This window comes from Streptomyces kronopolitis (assembly GCF_014646275.1).
GTDB lineage: Bacteria > Actinomycetota > Actinomycetes > Streptomycetales > Streptomycetaceae > Streptomyces > Streptomyces kronopolitis.
This window is the reverse complement of record NZ_BMND01000001.1, coordinates 101,220-119,183: the sequence shown is the minus strand read 5'-3', so window position 1 is coordinate 119,183 and position 17,964 is coordinate 101,220. Positions and strand designations below refer to the sequence as shown.

The following is a 17,964-nucleotide window of genomic DNA, read 5'->3' as shown; positions in this document are numbered from 1 at the left end:
GCCGGACATGGATGCCGCGCAAGCAGCCGCGGACCGGCGCGCGGGGCGCCGGGGCCGGGGCCGTGACCGACGCCGACCGGCGGCAGCTCGCGTCCGGGGGCGGGGCGGGCGGCCAGAACCCCCTGGAGATCCTCAAGCGCCGCTTCCACAGCGGTGAGCTGGGCTCGGTGCCGGTCGTCCTCGGACTGCTCGTGGTGTGGATCATCTTCGAGAGCCTCAACGACAACTTCCTCTCGCCGCGCAATCTGTCCAATCTGAGCGTGGACATCGTCGGCCCCGGCATGATCTCGATCGGCGTCGTCTTCGTGCTGCTGCTCGGCGAGATCGATCTGTCGGTCGGCTCGGTGAGCGGCCTCGCGGCGGCCGTGTTCGCGGTGCTGAGCGTCAACCACGGCATGCCGGAGGCGCCGGCCCTGCTCCTCGCGGTGCTCGGCGGCACGCTGATCGGAGCCGTGCAGGGATTCTTCCTCGCCAAGGTCGGGGTGCCGGCCTTCGTGGTCACGCTCGCCGGCCTGCTGGGCTGGAACGGCCTGATGCTCTACCTGCTGGGCGCCAGCGGCACCGTCAATCTCGACGAGAACGGTCTGGTCGCCGGGCTGACCAGCCACTACTTCACCAATGTCGCCGCCGCGTACGGGCTGGCGGCGCTCGGCACGGCCGCCTTCCTCCTGGCCTCGTACCGCGATGTGCGGCGGCGCCGGGCGGCCGGTGTGCCCGCCCGGCCGATGAGCGAGATCGTGCTGCGCACGGCCGTGCTGGCGGTGATCTCGCTGGCCGCCGCCTGGGTGCTCAACCAGTTCCTGGGGCTCCCGCTGGCCCTGCTGATCTTCCTGGTGATGCTGGTGGGGCTCGACCAGGTGCTGCACCGTACGCCCTACGGCCGCATGATCTTCGCGCTCGGCGGCAGCGTCGAGGCGGCCCGGCGCACCGGCCTCCATGTGAGCCTGGTGCGGATCTCGGTCTTCATGATCTCCGGGACGATGGCCGCGATCGGCGGCCTGTTCCTGGCCTCGCGCGTCACCTCGGCCAGCCAGACCTCCGGCTCCGGCAATCTGCTGATGGACGCCATCGCCGCCGCGGTCATCGGCGGCACCAGCCTGTTCGGCGGCCGCGGCCGGACCTGGTCGGCGCTGCTCGGCGTGCTGGTCATCCAGTCGATCGCCTCCGGGGTGGCCCTGATGGGCATCCAGACCGCCGTCCAGTTCATGATCACGGGCGGGGTGCTGCTGATCGCCGTGGTCATCGACTCGCTCTCCCGGCGGGCGCAGCGGGCGCACGGGCGGGTGTGACGCGCCGCCGGGGCGGCGGGAGTTTGAGCCGCGGCCGGTCACGGAAGACCTCAGCCGATGTCCGCGATCCTGCATGCCCTGTCCCTCACCGGATCCATGACCTGGGAGATCACCTGGGCGCTGATCCTGGGCTTCGCACTGTCCGCCGTGGTCCAGGCCGTGGTGCACCGCTCCACCGTGGTCGACCTGCTCGGCGACGACCGTCCCCGCACCCTGGCCACGGCCTCCGCGCTGGGCGCCGCGTCCTCGTCCTGCTCGTACGCCGCGGTGGCGCTGGCCCGGTCCCTGTTCCTGAAGGGCGCGAACTTCACGGCCGCGATGGCCTTCGAGGTCGCCTCCACGAACCTGGTCGTCGAACTCGGGGTGCTCCTGGCGCTGTTGATGGGCTGGCAGTTCACCGCCGCCGAGTTCGTCGGCGGCCCGGTGATGATCGTGGTGCTGGCCGTGCTGTTCCGCCTCTTCCTGCGCGACGCGCTGCTGGTGCGGGCCCGCCGGCAGGCCGAACGGGGCCTGGCCGGGTCGATGGAGGGGCATGCCGCGATGGACATGTCCGTGCGCCGCGGCGGGTCCTTCGCCCGGCGGCTGTGCTCCGCCGAGGGGTACACCGCGACCGCGCACGTCTTCGTCATGGAGTGGGCCGCGATCCTCAAGGACCTGGTGATCGGCCTGCTGATCGCCGGTGCCGTCGCCGCCTGGGTCCCGGACAGCTTCTGGCGCGCCTTCTTCTTCGAGGGGCATCCGCTGGCCGCGAAGCTGTGGGGGCCGCTGATCGGCCCCGTGGTGGCGATCGCCTCGTTCGTCTGCTCCATCGGCAATGTGCCGCTGGCGGTGGTGCTGTGGAAGGGCGGGATCAGCTTCGGCGGGGTGGTCGCCTTCATCTTCGCCGACCTGCTGATCCTGCCGATCCTGAACATCTACCGGAAGTACTACGGGGCCAGGACGGCGCTCTTCCTGCTGGGCACCTTCTACGCGGCCGTCGTGGTGGCCGGCTACGTCGTGGAGTTCGCCTTCGGCGCCCTGGGGATCATCCCCCGCCAGGCCGACGCGAGAATCCCCATGTCCGGCGTCTCCTGGGACTACACCACCTGGCTGAACATCGTCTTCCTGCTCCTCGCCGCCGCCCTGGTCCACCGCTTCCTGCGCACCGGGGGCCGGTCGATGCTCCGCATGATGGGCGGCGCCCCGCCCGCGGGCCGGCCGCCGCACCCCGTGCCCGGCGGCAGGCCGGCCGGAACCGACGAAGGGCGGTCCGGTAAGTGACGAAAGTCTCATGACGCGGCCGCCGGCGGCGCGCAGCGTGGGGAGTAGGCGCGGATCGACCTAGCGCGCCGGATCGGATCGAGACCATGAAGGATGTCATCACCGCAGGGGTGGACGGCACGCCCGAATCCCTGTCGGCGGTCCTGTGGGCGGCGCGCGAGGCCCAGCTGCGCCAGGCGCGTCTGCGGCTGCTGCACGCCTGGGTGCTGCTGGCGCCCGAGACCAGAACCCGCCCGCCGGCCGACCGCGACCAGAACTACTGGCCCCACCGGATGATGCACGACACCGCCGCGGAGGTGCGCTCGCGCTTCCCCGACCTTCCGGTGGAGATGATGCTGGTGCCCAAGGAGCCGCTGGACGCCCTCCGCGAGGCCGCGGAGGTCTCGGACCTGCTGGTCCTGGGCGCCCAGGACCTGGGCCCGGTGTCCCGCTACGCCCTCAGCGAGCTGGGGCTGAAGCTGGTGCCGCGCAGCGATGCGCCCACGGTGCTGGTGCACGCCCGGCACGAGGCCGCGGCGTCCGGGCGGGACAGCGCCGTGCTGGTGGGGCTGAGCCTGCACGACCCGTGTGCGTCGCTGCTCGACTTCGCCTTCGCCACCGCCTCCCGGCGCGGGACCACCCTGCGGGTGCTGCACGGCCGGCACCTGCCCTCCTACGCGTACAACCGCGGCGGAGGGGTGGAGCCGGCCGCCGCCCGGGAAGCGGCGGCCGACGCGCACGAGGAGCTGTCCGCGGCGCTGGGGCCCTGGCGGGAGAAGTACCCGGATCTGCCGGTGGACGACCGGGTGGCGATGGAGAGCCCGGCGCCGGCGCTGGTGCACCACTCCGCGGACGCGGAACTGCTCATCGTGGGCCGCCGGCACCGGCACCGCTACCGGCTGCCCGGGCCGCGGATCGGCCGGGTCGTCCAGTCGGTCGTCCATCGCGCTCCGTGCCCGGTGGCCGTGGTGCCGCACGACATGACGCCGTCCAGGGGCTGAGACGGCCCGCGGCCGCCGCGGGCCGAGCCGCCGCGGAAGGCGGATGATGGCGGTGAGGGCGCTGACGCCCGGACCGGCCGCCGGTGCGCGCGGCCCCGGTCGCGCCCCGTCGCGGGCCCGGAAGGCGGCGCCCCGGGAGGAAGCGGAGGCAATCCATGGGACACACAGTCGAGTGGCCCGTCCGGCTGTACCTCGTCGAGGAGGACGGCCGGACCACGGCGCGCGTGGCACTGCACACCGGAACGACCACGCTCACCGGCCAGGGCACGGCCCGGTGCAGCCCCGACGACCGTGACGTACCGGAGATCGGGGACGAGCTGGCGGCCGGGCGGGCGCTGCGGGACCTGGCCGGGCAGCTGCTGCGGGTGGCCGACAAGGACCTGGAAGGCGTCGGCGCCGTACCGCCGCGGCGCGAGCGGCGGGTCGCCTACGGCTGGAGCAGCGCGATGGCGTGAGCCCGGTGCGGACACCGGGCCCCGCGCGACCGGTTGCCCGCCCGCGGAAGGAGTCGGCCATGTCGGAGGCGACCAGCACCGACCTGTACGAAGTGACCATGGCCCTGTCGTATCTGCGCGAGGGCATGACGCAGCCGGCGACCTTCAGCTGCTTCGTGCGGACGCTGCCGCCGGAGCGGGGCTTCCTGATCGCCGCCGGTGCCGAGACGGTCCTCGACTTCCTCGCCGGATTCCACCTCGGGCACGAGGAGGTCGAGGTGTTCGCCGAGGCGCTGCGACGGCCGGCGAGGGAGCTGGCGCCGCTGCTGGGCATGCGCTTCACCGGCGAGGTCCGCGCGGTGCCGGAGGGGCGGGTGGTGCTGGCGGGTGAGCCGCTGCTGGAGATCACCGCTCCGCTGCCGCAGGCGCAGCTCGTGGAGACCTTCGTGCTCAACAGCCTCAGCCACCAGACGACGATCGCCTCGAAGTGCGCGCGCTGCGTGATCGCCGCGCAGGGCCGCGACCTCGTGGACTTCTCGCCGCGCCGCACCCACGGGATGGCGGCCGCCCGCCAGGTGGCCCGGCTGAGCGCGATGACCGGCTTCGTGGGCACCAGCAACATCGCGGCGGTGCACGCCGAGGACCTGACGGGGGTGGCCACGATGGCGCACTCCTACGTCGAGGCGTTCGAGGACGAGGAGGCGGCGTTCACCGCGTTCGCGCTGTGCCACCCCGGCCCGGTGACCCTGCTCGTGGACACCTATGACACCGAGTCCGGGGTCGCGGCGGCGGCGCGGGTGCTCAACGCGCTGGGGCGCGGCGACGGCTCGGCCATCCGGCTGGACAGCGGGGACCTCGCGCGACTCGCCCGCCGGGCCCGGGCGATCCTCGACACCGCGGGGCTTCCGCAGGTCCGCATCGTGGCCAGCGGCGGGCTGGACGAATACGCCGTGCACGACCTGCGGCGTGCGGGTGCGCCGATCGATGTCTACGCGGTGGGCACCCGGGTCGGGGTGAGCGCGGACGCGCCCTCGCTGGACTCGGCGTACAAGCTGGTCGCCTACGACGGGCGGCCGGTGATGAAGCTGTCCGCGGCGAAGACCAGCACACCGGGCCGCAAGCAGGTCTTCCGCCGCCCCGGCTGCCACGACGTGATCGCCCTGGCCGACGAGCCGCCCCCGGTCGGCAGCGCGCCGCTCCTGCAGACGCTGATGCGCGACGGGCAGCGCAGCACGGCGCGCGGCCGGCTGGCCGACGCCCGGCGGCGCGCCGTGGCCGATCTCGCCGAGCTGCCCGCCACCGCCCGGCACATCCGGGCGCCGCACGCCGCGCGGGCGCAGCTGTCCGGGCGGCTCGCCACCCTGACCGAGCGCGTCCGGCGGCGGATCGAGCGGGAGGTACTGGCCCCGTTCAGCACGCGCGCCTGAGCCGGCCCGCTCCCGTAACGTCGTGGCATGGCGGACAAACGCGGCAACGGTTCCGGGAAGCTGTCACGGTCGCTCTACGAGCACGAGCTGCGCCGGCTCCAGACGGAACTCGTCAGGCTCCAGGAGTGGGTACGCGTCGAGGGCGCCCGGCTGGTGGTGGTCTTCGAGGGGCGGGACGCGGCCGGCAAGGGCAGCACGATCAAGCGGGTCACGGAGTACCTCAACCCCCGGGTGGCGCGGATCGTGGCGCTGCCGCGGCCCACCGAGCGGGAGCGCACCCAGTGGTACTTCCAGCGCTATGCGGAGCACCTCCCGGCGGCGGGCGAGATGGTGCTGTTCGACCGGAGTTGGTACAACCGGGCCGGTGTCGAGCGGGTCATGGGGTTCTGCACGCCGGCCGAGCACCAGCGGTTCCTGCGCCAGTGCCCGGTCTTCGAGCGGATGCTGGTGGAGGACGGGATTCTGCTGCGCAAGTACTGGTTCTCGGTGAGTGACGAGGTGCAGGAGCAGCGCTTCCGGCGGCGGCTGGAGGACCCGGCACGGCGCTGGAAGCTCTCCCCCATGGATCTGGAGTCGCTGACCCGCTGGGAGGAGTACTCGCGGGCCAAGGACGAGATGTTCGTGCACACCGACATCGCGGAGTCGCCCTGGTACGTCGTCGAGAGCGACGACAAGCGGCGGGCCCGGCTGAACATGATCGCCCATCTGCTGGCGACCGTGCCGTACCACGAGATCGCCCCGCCGGCGCTGGACATCCCGGCGCGGCCGGCGGCCACCGGCTATCAGCGGCCGCCCCGGGACCTCCAGACGTATGTGCCCGATCACGCGGCCCGGCTGGAGCCGTGAAACGGGCGTCACGGGTGGCTGGGGACGACCGCCACGGGGCAGTCGGCATGGCACAGCGCGTGGTGCGCGACCCGGCCGGGCTGGACCCCGAAGTGGCCGTGCCGCCGCTGCACCCCCACCACCAGCAGATCCGCGGCGGCGGCGCGGTGGACCAGCACCTTGTGGGCGGGTCCCTCGACGGTGGCGCGGCGCACCCGCACCTCCGGGTGCTCGCCGGCCGCCTCCGCCAGCGCCTCGTCGAGCAGCTCCGCCGCCCGCGCCTCCTGGACGTGCCGGGGGTTCCCGGCGGCGAGCGGGGCGTCGTCGGTCCCGTGGACGGGCAGCGGCCAGGCGCAGACGGCCAGGAGGGTGCAGTTGCGGGCCTCGGCCTCGCGGAAGGCGAAGCGGACGGCCGGGGCGGCCGCGGCCGGGTCGTCGACCCCGACGAGGATGCGCCCGTGGCTGCCGGCGAGTCCGGCGGCGTCACCGCGCACCACGATCACCGGGCACTTGGCGCGGGCCGCGACCGTCAGGCCGACCGAGCCGAGCAGCAGTCCGGTGAACTCGCCGTGCCCCCGTGAGCCCAGGACCAGCGTCGACGCGTGGAGTGCCTCGTTGAGCAGGGTGGTGACCGGGTCGCCGGGCAGCACCTCGGCGGTGATCTTGAGGGCCGCGTTCCGCAGGCCGGCGTGCTCGGCGGCGGAGGCCACCACGGCCTCCTCGAAGACCTGCTCGCCGGGGCGCTCGGGGTCCTGGGCGGGCGCGGCGCCCTCGTAGTGCTCCCAGCTGGAGGCGTGCACGATCCTCAGCGGGAGTCCGTGGCGGGCCGCCTCGTCCACCGCCCAGTCCAGTGACCGGAAGGCGGAGTCGGATCCGTCGAGCCCCACGACCAGCGGATGCCCCATCGCCGCCACTTCCTTCCCGGCATCGGCGCAGACCTTGTGCCTACTGCCACCGTCGCACCGCGCCCCGCGGTGTGCAGGGTCCGGCCGGGCGGCGGCGCCCGGTGCCCCGCGTCCCCGCAGCCCCCGTCGAGGGCTGCTCCGCCCCTGCCCGCGGCCGGGCGCGGCGTGCCACGCTGGAAGGAGACGCAGGGGGTGCGTGATGACTCTCAGCGCATTGCTCCGGCCGTGGCGGCGCGGTCCGCTGCGGCGGCGCTCGGATGTGGCGGAGGCCTGGCTGGCGCTGGTCACCGGCGTGCTGATCGTGGTGGGCGCACCGGCCGCCGGGCTCGCGGCCGGCCACGCCGTGGACGCCGACGCGAGCCGGCACCAGCAGGGCCGGCACGCCGTCGCCGCGGTGCTGGCCGAGGACCCGCCGGCCCGCATCGGGGCGGACCTCACCGGTGGCCTCGGCATCCGCACCCACGCCACGGTCCGCTGGACGGCCGCCGACGGCCGGGTCCGGACGGGGCCGACGGCGGTGGCGCCGGACCTGCGGGCCGGCGACCGGACGACCGCCTGGCTCGACCGGCACGGGGCGCTGATCCGCGACCCCGCCACCGGGAGCCGGACCTCCGGCGAGAGCATCGCGGTCGGCACGGTGACCGGGACCTCGGCCGGTCTGCTGCTCCTGGGCGCCGAGCGCGCCGGCCACGCCCTGCTGAACCGCCGTCGCTACGCCCAGTGGGAGCGGGAGTGGGCGGCCGAGGACCCCCGGTGGGGGCAGCCCGCGGCGTGACGCACGGCGGAGGCGCCGCCGGGACGGCTGCGGGGCCTGCGGCGCGCCCCCGGCCGGGAGCCGTGGTGCCATGGAAGGGACACTGCGACGAACGGAACCGTCACCATGACCGGTGCGCCGTCCCTGGCAGCGCCGCTGCGCTCGCTGCGGGCCGTGGTCTTCGACACCGACGGGGTCATCACCGACTCCGCCGCGGTACACGCCGCGGCCTGGAAGGACGCCTTCGACGCCTGTCTGTCGGCCGCGGGCGGGCAGCGCCCCTTCGATCCGGTGGACGACTATCTGCGCCACGTCGACGGCCGCGCGCGGGAGGACGGGGCGGCGGAGTTCCTGCGCGCGCGGGGCCTGGAGCTGCCGCTCGGTGACGTGGACGACGCCCCGGGCACGGCCACCGTGCGCGCCGTCGCGGCCCGCAAGGACGAGCTGTTCACCGCGCGGCTGCGGGCCCGTCCCGTCGCCACCTGGCCCGGCACCGTGCGCCTGCTGCACGTGCTGCGGGACCTGGGGGTGCCGTGCGCCGCGGTCTCCGCGTCCCGCCATGCCACCGAGCTGCTCACCGCGGCCGATGTGCTCCCGCTCTTCCGCACCGTGGTGGACGGCAACGAGGCGCACCGGCTGGGGCTGCCGGGCAAACCCGACCCGGCGCTCTTCGTGGAGGCGGCCCGCCGGCTCGGGGTCCCGGCCCAGGACACCGCCGTGGTGGAGGACGCCCTGGCCGGGGTCGAGGCCGGCCGGCGCGGCGGGTTCGGGCTGGTGGTGGGCGTGGACCGGACGGCCGGACCGCACAGCGCCGCCGCGCTGCGCCGGCGCGGCGCCGATGTGGTGGTGTCCGACCCCGGCGAGCTGCTGCTGCCCGGGGAGGGCGGGTGACGCGCGCCTGGGCCTGGTCGTACGAGGGGTACGACGCGGGCACGGAGCGGCTGCGGGAATCGCTCTGCGTGCTCGGCAACGGCTACTTCGCCACCCGCGGTGCGGCGTCCGAGGTGCTCGGCGGCCCGGCGCACTACCCGGGCACCTACGCCGCCGGCTGCTACAACCGCCTCACCTCCACCGTCGACGGCCACACCGTCGAGAACGAGGACATGGTCAACCTGCCCAACTGGCTCCCGCTGCGCTACCGGATCTGTCCCGCCGGCTCGGCCCCAGGCCCCTGGCTCTCCCCCGACCACCCCTTTCTGACGGAGCACCGGCAGACCCTGGACCTGCGGCACGGCACCCTGACCCGCTGGTCGGCCTACGAGGACGAGGCCGGGCGGCGGCTGTGCGTGGAGCAGTGCCGGCTGGTGCACATGGGAGAACCCCATCTGGCCGCGCTGCGTACGTGTTTCACCGCGGACGGCTGGTCGGGGGCGGTGGAGGTGGAGTCGGGGATCGACGGCGCGGTCCGCAACGCCGGGATCGCGCGCTACCGCGACCTGGCCGACCAGCATCTGACGGGCTGGGAGACCGGTGACGAGCGGCCGGACACGGTGTGGCTGAGCTGCCGGACCCTCGACTCGGACATCCGGATCGCGCTGGCCGCCCGGACCCGCGCCTCGGCCGGCCGCGACGGGATGCCCCGGCCGCAGCTCTCCGCCCTGCGGGCCTTCCACGCGCTGGTGCTGCCCGTCATCGCCGGCACCCCCGCGGTCGTGGAGAAGACGGTGTCGCTGTACACCTCCCGCGACCCGGCGATCGACAGCCCGCTGCATGCCGCGGTGGACGCGGTGGCCCTGGCCCCGCACTTCCGCCAGCTGCGGGCCTCGCACCGCCGGGCCTGGGACGCCCTGTGGCGCCAGGCCCGGCTGGAGGTTCCCGGGGAGGCCGGCGCCATCCTGCGGCTGCACCTGTTCCATCTGCTGCAGACGCTCTCCCCGCACACCGCGGAGCTGGACGTGGGGGTGCCGGCCCGGGGACTGCACGGGGAGGCCTACCGCGGGCACGTCTTCTGGGACGAGCTGTTCGTGCTGCCGTTCTTGAACCTGCATCTGCCGCAGGTCTCCCGTGCCCTGCTCGACTACCGCTACCGACGGCTGCCCGCCGCCTGCCACGCGGCACGGGAGGCCGGCCGCGGCGGGGCGATGTACCCGTGGCAGAGCGCCGGCGACGGCCGGGAGGAGACCCAGCAGTTGCACCTCAACCCGCGTTCGGGGCACTGGCTGCCCGACCGCTCCCGGCTCCAGCACCACGTCGGCTCGGCGATCGCGTACAACGTGTGGCAGTACGGACAGGCCAGCGGCGACACGGAGTTCCTGCATACCCGGGGCGCGGAGATGCTCGTGCAGATCGCCCGCTTCTGGGCGTCGGCCGCGGAGTGGGACGCCGCCCTGAGCCGGTACCGGATCCGCGGGGTCGTCGGCCCCGACGAGTACCACGACGCCTATCCGGGAACCGACGCGGCGGGGGTCGACGACAACGCCTACACCAATGTCACCGCGGCCTGGGTGCTGTCGCGCGCCCGCGAGCTGTGCCAGGCCCTGCCCGAGGCCACCCGGCGGCAGCTGGACGAGCGGCTGCAGCTCGACCCGGACGAGCCCGAGCGCTGGGACGACATCGCCCACCGGCTCCATGTCCCCTACCACCGCGGCGTGATCAGCCAGTTCGCCGGGTACGAGGAGCTGGCCGAACTCGACTGGGCGGGCTACCGGCGGCGCTACGGCGACATCCGCCGGCTGGACCGGATCCTGGAGGCGGAGGGCGACACGGTCAACCGCTACCAGGCCTCCAAGCAGGCCGATGTGCTGATGCTGGGCTATCTGTTCTCGCCGGCGGAACTCGCCTCGCTGTTCCGGCTGTTGGACTGCCCGCTCGACGACGATATCTGGCACGCCACCGTGGACCACTATCTGCACCGCACCAGCCACGGCTCCACGCTCAGCGCCCTGGTCCACGCCTGGGTGCTGGCCCGGGTCCACCGTCCGGACGCCTGGACGTACTGCGAGGAGGCGCTGACCGGGGACGTGGCGGACGTCCAGGGCGGCACCACCGCGGAGGGCATCCACCTGGGGGCGATGGCCGGCACGCTGGATTTCGTGCAGCGCGGCATGACCGGCCTGGAGACCCGCGACCAGGCCCTGTGGCTCGACCCGGCGCCGCTGCGCGAGCTGTCGAAGTTCGGGGTGCGCATCCGCTACCGCCGCCACTGGGACATCGATCTGCGGATCCGTGCCGAGCAGGTGCGGATCGCGGTCCCGGCCTCCGAGTGCCCACCGGTGCGGGTGCGGCTGCGCGACCGCTCGTTCGCGCTGGCCCCCGGCACGTCCCGCCGGCTGGACCTGCCCGAGGACCCCTGACGCGGGGAGCGGGACGGACGGCCGCGGGCGGCGGGGGTGGTGGCACGGCTCGGACGGCGGACGAGCCGTGCCACCATCGGGCGCGCGGGCGCCGTCAGCGTCGCAGCGGCCCCTCGCAGCTGAAGTCGGCACTGCCGGCCCGGCCCGAGGACCAGATGTCGGTGGGCCCGAAGTCGCAGTTCATGTCGGCGAAGTTGTTCCCGGCGGGCTTGGTGCGTTCGAGGATGAAGTAGTCGACGGTGCCGGCCATGTCCTTGAAGACCTGGTCGGGGCTGGCCGAGTTGGTGAGGTTGGCGGTGATCCGGCCGGTGCACAGGAAGCGGCCCATGCCGGGGTCGCCCTCATCCTTGCAGGTGGGCGTGTTGACGGTGGCGGCGGCGAAGGCCCCGCGGACCTCGTCGGGGGTGGCGTACTTCAGCGCGGCGTTGGGGGTGAACGTGGTGTCCGGGACGTAGAGGTCGTCGAGGTGGGCGATCTGGGTGTCGAGGAAGGCGTTGTACTCCTGCTGGAGTCCCGCGTCGGCGCCCATGCGGTTGCGCCAGCCGTCGAACGCGGCCGGGTCGTCGTCCCGCAGGTGCCGGTACATCTCCTGGAGCAGCGCCGGATGCGCGCGCCACAGGAACTCGAAGAAGGTCCCGGCGTAGGAGTAGAACCGGAAGCCGTCCTTGTCGTAGGTCGCGTGCAGCATCTGGTCGATGGTCATGCGCGGGGTGCCGCCGGAGGTGTCCGCGATGATGTCGCGGACCAGGGACTTGCGCACGGCGATGCCCTGGTCGCGGGTCGAGCCGTCGAAGAACTCGGCGCTGCCCTCGTCCATGGCGGTGGTGCGGTCGCCCTCGTACCAGGGGCCCTCGCCGAAGGAACCGGGCACGGCGAAGCGGCCGTTGAGGTAGTGGACGTACTCGTGGCGGAAGAGCTCTTCGAGGGTGAGGGTGGAGTCCTGGGGGACGCGGCGCTGGTAGGTGTAGAACGTCGCGCCCTGCTCTATGTAGACGCCGCCGTTGTTGGTGCCCATGCCGGTGAGCAGCGGGTGGTAGACCTCGTAGTCGTGGCGTGAGGCGTACAGCACGATGGTGAGCGTGGTGTTGGGGTCGCCGGCCAGCGGCGTCTCGGTGCCGAGCACCCGGTGGAACTGCGCCTTGACCTGCTTGGACGCATAGTAGAGCTGGTCGACGACGGAGCGGTCGAGGGCGGTGCGGACCTTGATGCCGCCGTTGTCGTAGGTGTAGGTCTGCGGGAAGATCCGCTTCTCGATGTCGTCCTTGCACACGTGGTACTGCTGGCAGGCGTTGAAGTAGGTCAGCCAGCTCGCGACCTTGGCCCAGGGTTCGCTGCCGTCGCCGAAGTTGCGCACGGTGGTGCCGAGGAGCGTGCCGAGGTCGGCGATGACGGCCTTCTTGAGGGAGGCGATCTCGCCGAAGCGGCCGTACTCCCCGAGCGCGTCGCGCACGACCCAGGCGTTGGGTGTGTCCTTGAGGTGGGTGTACTGGGCGAAGGCCTTGAAGGCGGCCCGGTAGTCGGGGTCGGTGGCGGCCGCGTACTGGAACGCGGTGTCCTTGTTGCCGGGGTAGACCCCCAGGTAGTTCACGGAGAGCGCGGCGAGGGCGGCGTTGCCCCAGGACTGGTCCTTCTGGGTGGCGGTGTGCGCCGGGTCCATGGTGGCCAGGACCCGCTGGATCAGGTCGAGTTGGTGCTGCCGCAGCCCCGGGGCGCTGGCGGCGTACAGGGCCTCACGCAGGGTGTCGGCGTTGGTGCGGGTGACGTCGAAGGTGCGGGCCGCGCCGCCGAAGGCGTCGACCGCGCGCCGTACGGCGTCGACGGTGGGCGCGTCGGTGGTGTCGATCTCGTCGTGCGAGAAGTCCTGGTAGGCCACCGCGTGCAGATACGTGAACATCTCGTACAGGTGGCTGGTGTTCTTGCCGTCGTGGGCGGCGGCCAGGCCGCTGATCCGGCGCGCCACGGCCTGGACGTGGGCGTCGGACATGACGGGGACGAGCCGGGGGTCCCAGGTCCACAGGAGGCTGCGCAGGCAGTCGTCGACGGTGACGGCCGGGTCGGCGAGGAAGTCCGCGAACTGCTCGGGACCGAGGCCGGTGATGCCGTCGAGGGTGCAGGGCGCGACCGCGGATCTCTCCCGGTGCGGCGCGGTGGGCGGCTTGGTCTGCGGGCCCGGGATGCCGCCCTTGCCGACCAGGGAGCGGGGAGCCGGGGCGGCCGCGGCGATGAACTCGGGTGCCTTGGCGAGGCGCTGGACCTGGTCGAAGGGGTTGGCGGAGGCGGCTGACTGCCGGGGTGCGGCGGGTTGCGCCGGGTGCGGTCGTGCGGGGGCGGTGGACGGGTGGGGTGCGGCGGCCCGGGCCGGCTGGACGGTGGGCAGGGCGAGGGTCGCCGCGAGGCACGCGGCCAGCAGGATGCTGCGCGGCAGACGCGAAGGGGGCACCTGAACCTCCGGAAGGGGGTGGGGGGTTGGGTGGAGGTCGAGGCGATGGCCTTCACTCCACAAGGTGTGACCCATAACATAGTAATGTGAAATTGCACTGACAAGGCTTCAGGAACGTTCTTTCCCGGAGGTGTCCACATGACCTTGGAAAGCAGCCAACTCCACACCGGGAGCCATGACTTGCCGGTGTCACGCGCCCTCGCCGACTTCATGACGGGCGGCTGGGCCCCGCCCCCGCTCCCGGACGACACCCGCGTCCCCGGATTCGCGCAGTTCGCCGGCCGCCGGGCCCGCCTCGCCGCGCGCTTCCCCGGCGAGCGACTGCTCGTGCCCGCCGGGGAGTTGCGGGTCCGCTCCCACGACTGCGACCACCGCTTCCGGCCGCACAGCGCGTACGCCTGGCTGACCGGCCTGACCGGCGAGGACCAGCCGGGCCACGTCCTGGTGCTGGAACCGGACGGCGAGGCGGTGCTGTATCTGCGGCCGCGGCCCCCGCGGGACACCGGCGGCGCGTTCTACCGGGACCGCAAGTACGGCGAGTTCTGGGTGGGCCGCCGCCCCGATCCGGCCGAGGCCGAACGGCGCACCGGCCTGCGCTGCGCACCGCTGGACGACCTGGCGCAGAACCGCCACCCCGGCAGAAACGCCGCCCAGGACGCCGAACTCGCCACCGCACTCAGCGAGTTGCGGCTGGAGAAGGACCCCTGGGAGGTGGCGCAGCTCCAGCGCGCCGTCGACCACACCGTCACCGGCTTCGAGGACGTCGTACGGTCCCTGCCCGCGGCCCTGCGCCACCCGCGCGGCGAACGCTGGATCGAGGGCGTCTTCCAGCTGCGCGCCCGCGCCGAGGGCAACGGCACCGGCTACGAGACCATCGCCGCCGCCGGCGCCCACGCCTGTGTGCTGCACTGGACACGCAACGACGGCCCGCTCGACCCGGCGCAGTTGCTGCTGCTCGACGCGGGGGTGGAGACCGACGCGCTCTACACCGCCGACCTCACCCGCACCCTGCCGCTCTCCGGGCGCTTCTCCCCCGTGCAGCGCCGGGTGTACGAGCTGGTGCTCGCCGCCCAGGACGCCGGGATCGCCGCCCTCAAGCCGGGTGCCCGCTTCCGCGACTTCCACCGGGCCTGCTCGGCCGTCCTGGCCGAGGGCCTGGCCGACTGGGGGGTGCTGCGCGTCCCGGCGGCACAGGCGCTCGCCCCCGACAGCGGCCTGTACCGGCGCTACACCCTGTGCAGTTCCGGCCATATGCTCGGGCTCGATGTCCACGACTGCGGCCGGGCCCGCGCCGAGCAGTATCTCGACGGCGTCCTGACCGAGGGACAGGTCCTCACCGTGGAACCGGGGCTCTACCTCCAGCCCGACGACGAGACCCTGCCGCGGGAGCTGCGCGGCATCGGCGTGCGGATCGAGGACGATCTGGTGATCACGGCGGACGGCGCCCGGCTGCTGTCGGGCGCGCTGCCGCGCACCGCCGACGGGGTGGAGGAGTGGATGGACGGGCTGCTGACCGGCAGCGGCGGCTGACCCGGCGGCGCGTCCCGCCGGCTCCGGTCAGCCCTGCCGGACGCGCCGCTCACCCTGGGGGCTCGGCAGCAGCGGCTCCTCGCGTGCCCGGGCCCACAGGGAGCGGACATGGCCGAGGTGGCGGGCCATACAGGCCTCGGCCGCCTCGGCATCGCCGGTCAGCATCACGTCGAGAAGCTCCACATGCTCCTCGGCGGAGGGCAGCAGCTGGTCGCGTTCGTCGAGGCGGGTGAGGCCGTAGAGGCGGGAGCGCTTGCGCAGGTCGCCGACGGTCTCCACGAGGCGCTCGTTGCCGCTGAGGCCGAGCAGCGCGAGATGGAAGCGGCGGTCGGCCTCCAGATAGCCGATCAGGTCGTGGGCGCGGGCGGCGGCGACGATCTCCAGGGCGGCCGGGCGGAGGGCTTCGAGCTGGTGCCGGGCGGCGGTGCGAGTGACCTGGCCGATGACCGGGACCTCGATCAGCGCACGGATCTCGGTGTACTGATCGAGGTCGCGCTCGCTCACCTCGGTGATCCGGAAGCCCTTGTTGCGCACCGGCTCGACCAGGCCCTCCCGGGCCAGATCGAGCATCGCCTCGCGCACCGGGGTGGCGGAGACCCCGAAGTCCGCGGCGAGGCCCGGGGCCGAATAGACCGATCCCGGGCGGAGTTCGCCCGCTATCAGGGCCGCACGCAGCTGATGGGCGACCTGATCGCGGAGCCGCTCCTGCGCGGTGATCAGGCTGCGGTGCTTGAGTTCACCCATCGTGGTCCTCCGAGTTGCTGCGGAGTGCCAGCGTACAATGTCACGTTGCGCGAACCGGCTGGTGGCGGCGGCCGGTCCGCCGCCCCCGGCCGGTCGGCACTCAGAGCAGGAACCCCGCGGGGAACGGGTCGGACGGGTCGAGGAAGTACTGCGCGGTGCCGGTCACCCAGGCCCGTCCGGTGACGGTGGGTACGACGGCCGGCCGCCCGCCGACCGTGGTCCGCGCCACCAGCCGCCCGGTGAACTCCGTCCCGATGAACGACTCGTTGACGAAGTCCTGGCCCAGGAACAGCTCCCCGCGGGCGTGCAGCTGGGCCATCCGGGCTGAGGTGCCGGTGCCGCAGGGCGATCGGTCGAACCAGCCGGGATGGATGGCCATCGCGTGCCGCGAGCGGGTGGCACTCGATCCCGGTGCGGCGAAGTAGACGTGCTTGAGGCCGCCGATCCGCTCGTCCTCGGGATGCACCGGCCGGTCGGTGGTGTTCACGGCGTCCATGAGGGCGAGTCCGGCGGCCAGGATGTCGTTCTTGCGGTCCCGGTCGAAGGGCAGCCCGACGCTGTCCAGCGGCAGGATGGCGTAGAAGTTGCCGCCGTAGGCGAGGTCGTAGCCGATCGTGCCGTAGCCGGGGACGGTGACCTTGCGGTCGAGTCCGGCGCAGAAGGCCGGCACGTTGGTGAGCGTGACGGCCGTCGCCGCGCCGTCCGTGACCCGCACCTCGGCCGTGACGAGCCCGGCCGGGGTGTCCAGGCGCACGGTGGTCACCGGCTCGCACACCTCCACCATGCCGGTCTCGACGAGGACGGTGGCCACCCCGATCGTGCCGTGCCCGCACATCGGCAGCGAGCCGGAGACCTCGATGAACAGCACGCCCCAGTCGGCGTCGGGGCGGGTCGGCGGCTGGAGGATCGCCCCGCTCATGGCGGCGTGGCCGCGCGGCTCGTACATCAGCAGCGTCCGGATGTCGTCGCGGTGGGCGGCCAGGTGCTGCCGGCGCTCGGCCATGGTGGCGCCGGGGAGGGTGCCGACACCGCCGGTGACGACGCGGGTGGGCATGCCCTCGGTGTGGGAGTCGACGGCGTGGAAGACATGGCGGGTGCGCATCGGGGTCCTCTCAGTGGTGGCCGTCGGCGAGGAGCTTCTCGGTGGCGGCGCGCAGCCGGTCCGACTGCCCGGCGGGGAGCGGGAGGCGGGGCGGGCGGGTCGGGCCGCCGCGGTGTCCTGCGAGGTCCATCGAGAGCTTGATCGCCTGCACGAATTCGGGCTTGGAGTCCCAGCGCAGCAGCGGGTGCAGGGCGCGGTAGAGCGGCAGCGCGGTGTCCAGGTCCCCGTCGACAGCGGCCCGGTAGAGGGCGACGCAGGCCTCCGGCAGGGCGTTGGGGTAGCCCGCGACCCAGCCGACGGCGCCGGCCAGGGCCAGTTCGAGCAGGACATCGTCGGCCCCGATCAACAGGTCCAGTTCCGGGGCGACTTCGGTGATCTCGTAGGCCCTGCGCACATCCCCGCTGAATTCCTTGACGGCGACGATGCTGCCGTCGGCGTGCAGCTCGGCGAGGAGGCGCGGGGTGAGGTCGACCTTGGTGTCGAAGGGGTTGTTGTAGGCGACGACCGGCAGGCCGACGGCGGCCACCTCGGCGAAGTGGGCGCGGACCGCCGCCGCGTCGGCGCGGTAGGCGTTGGGCGGCAGCAGCAGGACGGAGCCGGCGCCCGCCTCGGCGGCCTGCTCGGCCCAGCGGCACGCGGCGGCACTGCCGTACGCGGAGACGCCCGGCATCACCCGGTCCCCCGCGCCGCCGGCCGCCTCCACCGCGGTCCGTACGACGCGGGCGCGCTCGTCGTCGGTCAGCGTCTGGTACTCGCCGAGGGAGCCGTTGGGGACGACGCCGTCACAGCCGGCCGCGAGCAGCCGGGCGACCTGGGCGGCGTAGGCATCGTGGTCGACGGAGAAATCGTCACGGGCGGGGCGGAAGGGGAGGGTGGTGGCGACCATGATGCCGTGCCAGGGGCGGGTACGGATGACCATGTGCAGTCTCCTTCTATGAGGTGTGACATTTTACTAAGCTGCAGCGGATTGCCAAGGCCGCC

15 protein-coding genes are annotated in these 17,964 nt (G+C 73.5%); 10 read left to right on the top strand and 5 right to left on the bottom strand.

What is annotated here, in order from left to right; all coding sequences use genetic code 11:
- The first annotated feature begins 11 nt into the window (after window positions 1-11).
- From IEY78_RS00510 to ppk2, 6 genes are all read left to right on the top strand, one after another.
- Window positions 12-1,289, top strand: coding sequence for a sugar ABC transporter permease (locus tag IEY78_RS00510; protein ID WP_373294042.1), 1,278 nt, complete (start codon window positions 12-14; stop codon window positions 1,287-1,289).
- A 57-nt stretch (window positions 1,290-1,346) separates the two neighbouring features.
- Entirely contained in the window at window positions 1,347-2,549 is a 1,203-nt protein-coding gene (locus tag IEY78_RS00505; RefSeq protein ID WP_189095306.1) for a permease, read from the top strand.
- A gap of 86 nt (window positions 2,550-2,635) precedes the next feature.
- Complete coding sequence (locus IEY78_RS00500; protein ID WP_189095304.1) at window positions 2,636-3,529, top strand: universal stress protein; 894 nt, start codon at window positions 2,636-2,638, stop codon at window positions 3,527-3,529.
- A gap of 155 nt (window positions 3,530-3,684) precedes the next feature.
- Entirely contained in the window at window positions 3,685-3,984 is a 300-nt protein-coding gene (locus IEY78_RS00495; protein ID WP_189095302.1) for a DUF1876 domain-containing protein, read from the top strand.
- Window positions 3,985-4,043: 59 nt separating this feature from the next.
- Window positions 4,044-5,390 (top strand): nicotinate phosphoribosyltransferase, encoded by a 1,347-nt coding sequence (locus IEY78_RS00490; RefSeq protein ID WP_189095300.1) that lies wholly within the window; start codon window positions 4,044-4,046, stop codon window positions 5,388-5,390.
- A 27-nt stretch (window positions 5,391-5,417) separates the two neighbouring features.
- The gene (ppk2, locus tag IEY78_RS00485) at window positions 5,418-6,236 is read left to right on the top strand and encodes a polyphosphate kinase 2 (protein WP_189095298.1); all 819 of its coding nucleotides are present in this window, start codon (window positions 5,418-5,420) and stop codon (window positions 6,234-6,236) included.
- 8 nt (window positions 6,237-6,244) lie between these two features.
- On the opposite strand, the gene IEY78_RS00480 is transcribed toward ppk2, so the two are convergent.
- Entirely contained in the window at window positions 6,245-7,120 is an 876-nt protein-coding gene (locus IEY78_RS00480) for a universal stress protein (protein WP_189095296.1), read from the bottom strand.
- Between the two features lie 199 nt (window positions 7,121-7,319).
- On the opposite strand from IEY78_RS00480, the gene IEY78_RS00475 reads away from it, so the two are divergent.
- From IEY78_RS00475 to IEY78_RS00465, 3 genes are all read left to right on the top strand, one after another.
- Window positions 7,320-7,895, top strand: coding sequence for an Rv1733c family protein (locus IEY78_RS00475; RefSeq protein WP_229699601.1), 576 nt, complete (start codon window positions 7,320-7,322; stop codon window positions 7,893-7,895).
- Between the two features lie 105 nt (window positions 7,896-8,000).
- The gene (locus tag IEY78_RS00470; protein ID WP_189095294.1) at window positions 8,001-8,765 is read left to right on the top strand and encodes an HAD family hydrolase; all 765 of its coding nucleotides are present in this window, start codon (window positions 8,001-8,003) and stop codon (window positions 8,763-8,765) included.
- Window positions 8,762-11,167: a glycoside hydrolase family 65 protein gene (locus IEY78_RS00465; protein ID WP_189095292.1), complete on the top strand. Its 2,406-nt coding sequence runs from the start codon at window positions 8,762-8,764 to the stop codon at window positions 11,165-11,167. The genes IEY78_RS00470 and IEY78_RS00465 overlap by 4 nt, the downstream gene beginning before the upstream one ends.
- Window positions 11,168-11,261: 94 nt before the next feature.
- Here the strand turns inward: IEY78_RS00465 and IEY78_RS00460 are convergent, their stop codons facing one another.
- Complete coding sequence (locus tag IEY78_RS00460) at window positions 11,262-13,607, bottom strand: collagenase (protein ID WP_229699600.1); 2,346 nt, start codon at window positions 13,605-13,607, stop codon at window positions 11,262-11,264.
- A gap of 138 nt (window positions 13,608-13,745) precedes the next feature.
- Between IEY78_RS00460 and IEY78_RS00455 the strand changes: the two genes are divergently transcribed.
- On the top strand, window positions 13,746-15,137 hold the full coding sequence (locus IEY78_RS00455; protein ID WP_189095290.1) for an aminopeptidase P family protein: 1,392 nt from the start codon (window positions 13,746-13,748) through the stop codon (window positions 15,135-15,137).
- Between the two features lie 27 nt (window positions 15,138-15,164).
- Here the strand turns inward: IEY78_RS00455 and IEY78_RS00450 are convergent, their stop codons facing one another.
- The 3 genes from IEY78_RS00450 to IEY78_RS00440 all read right to left on the bottom strand — a co-directional run bounded on the left by IEY78_RS00450 (window position 15,165) and on the right by IEY78_RS00440 (window position 17,902).
- Complete coding sequence (locus tag IEY78_RS00450) at window positions 15,165-15,881, bottom strand: GntR family transcriptional regulator (RefSeq protein ID WP_189095288.1); 717 nt, start codon at window positions 15,879-15,881, stop codon at window positions 15,165-15,167.
- 100 nt (window positions 15,882-15,981) lie between these two features.
- On the bottom strand, window positions 15,982-16,983 hold the full coding sequence (locus tag IEY78_RS00445) for a proline racemase family protein (RefSeq protein ID WP_189095286.1): 1,002 nt from the start codon (window positions 16,981-16,983) through the stop codon (window positions 15,982-15,984).
- A gap of 10 nt (window positions 16,984-16,993) precedes the next feature.
- Window positions 16,994-17,902: a dihydrodipicolinate synthase family protein gene (locus tag IEY78_RS00440; RefSeq protein ID WP_189095284.1), complete on the bottom strand. Its 909-nt coding sequence runs from the start codon at window positions 17,900-17,902 to the stop codon at window positions 16,994-16,996.
- Window positions 17,903-17,964 lie beyond the last annotated feature (62 nt).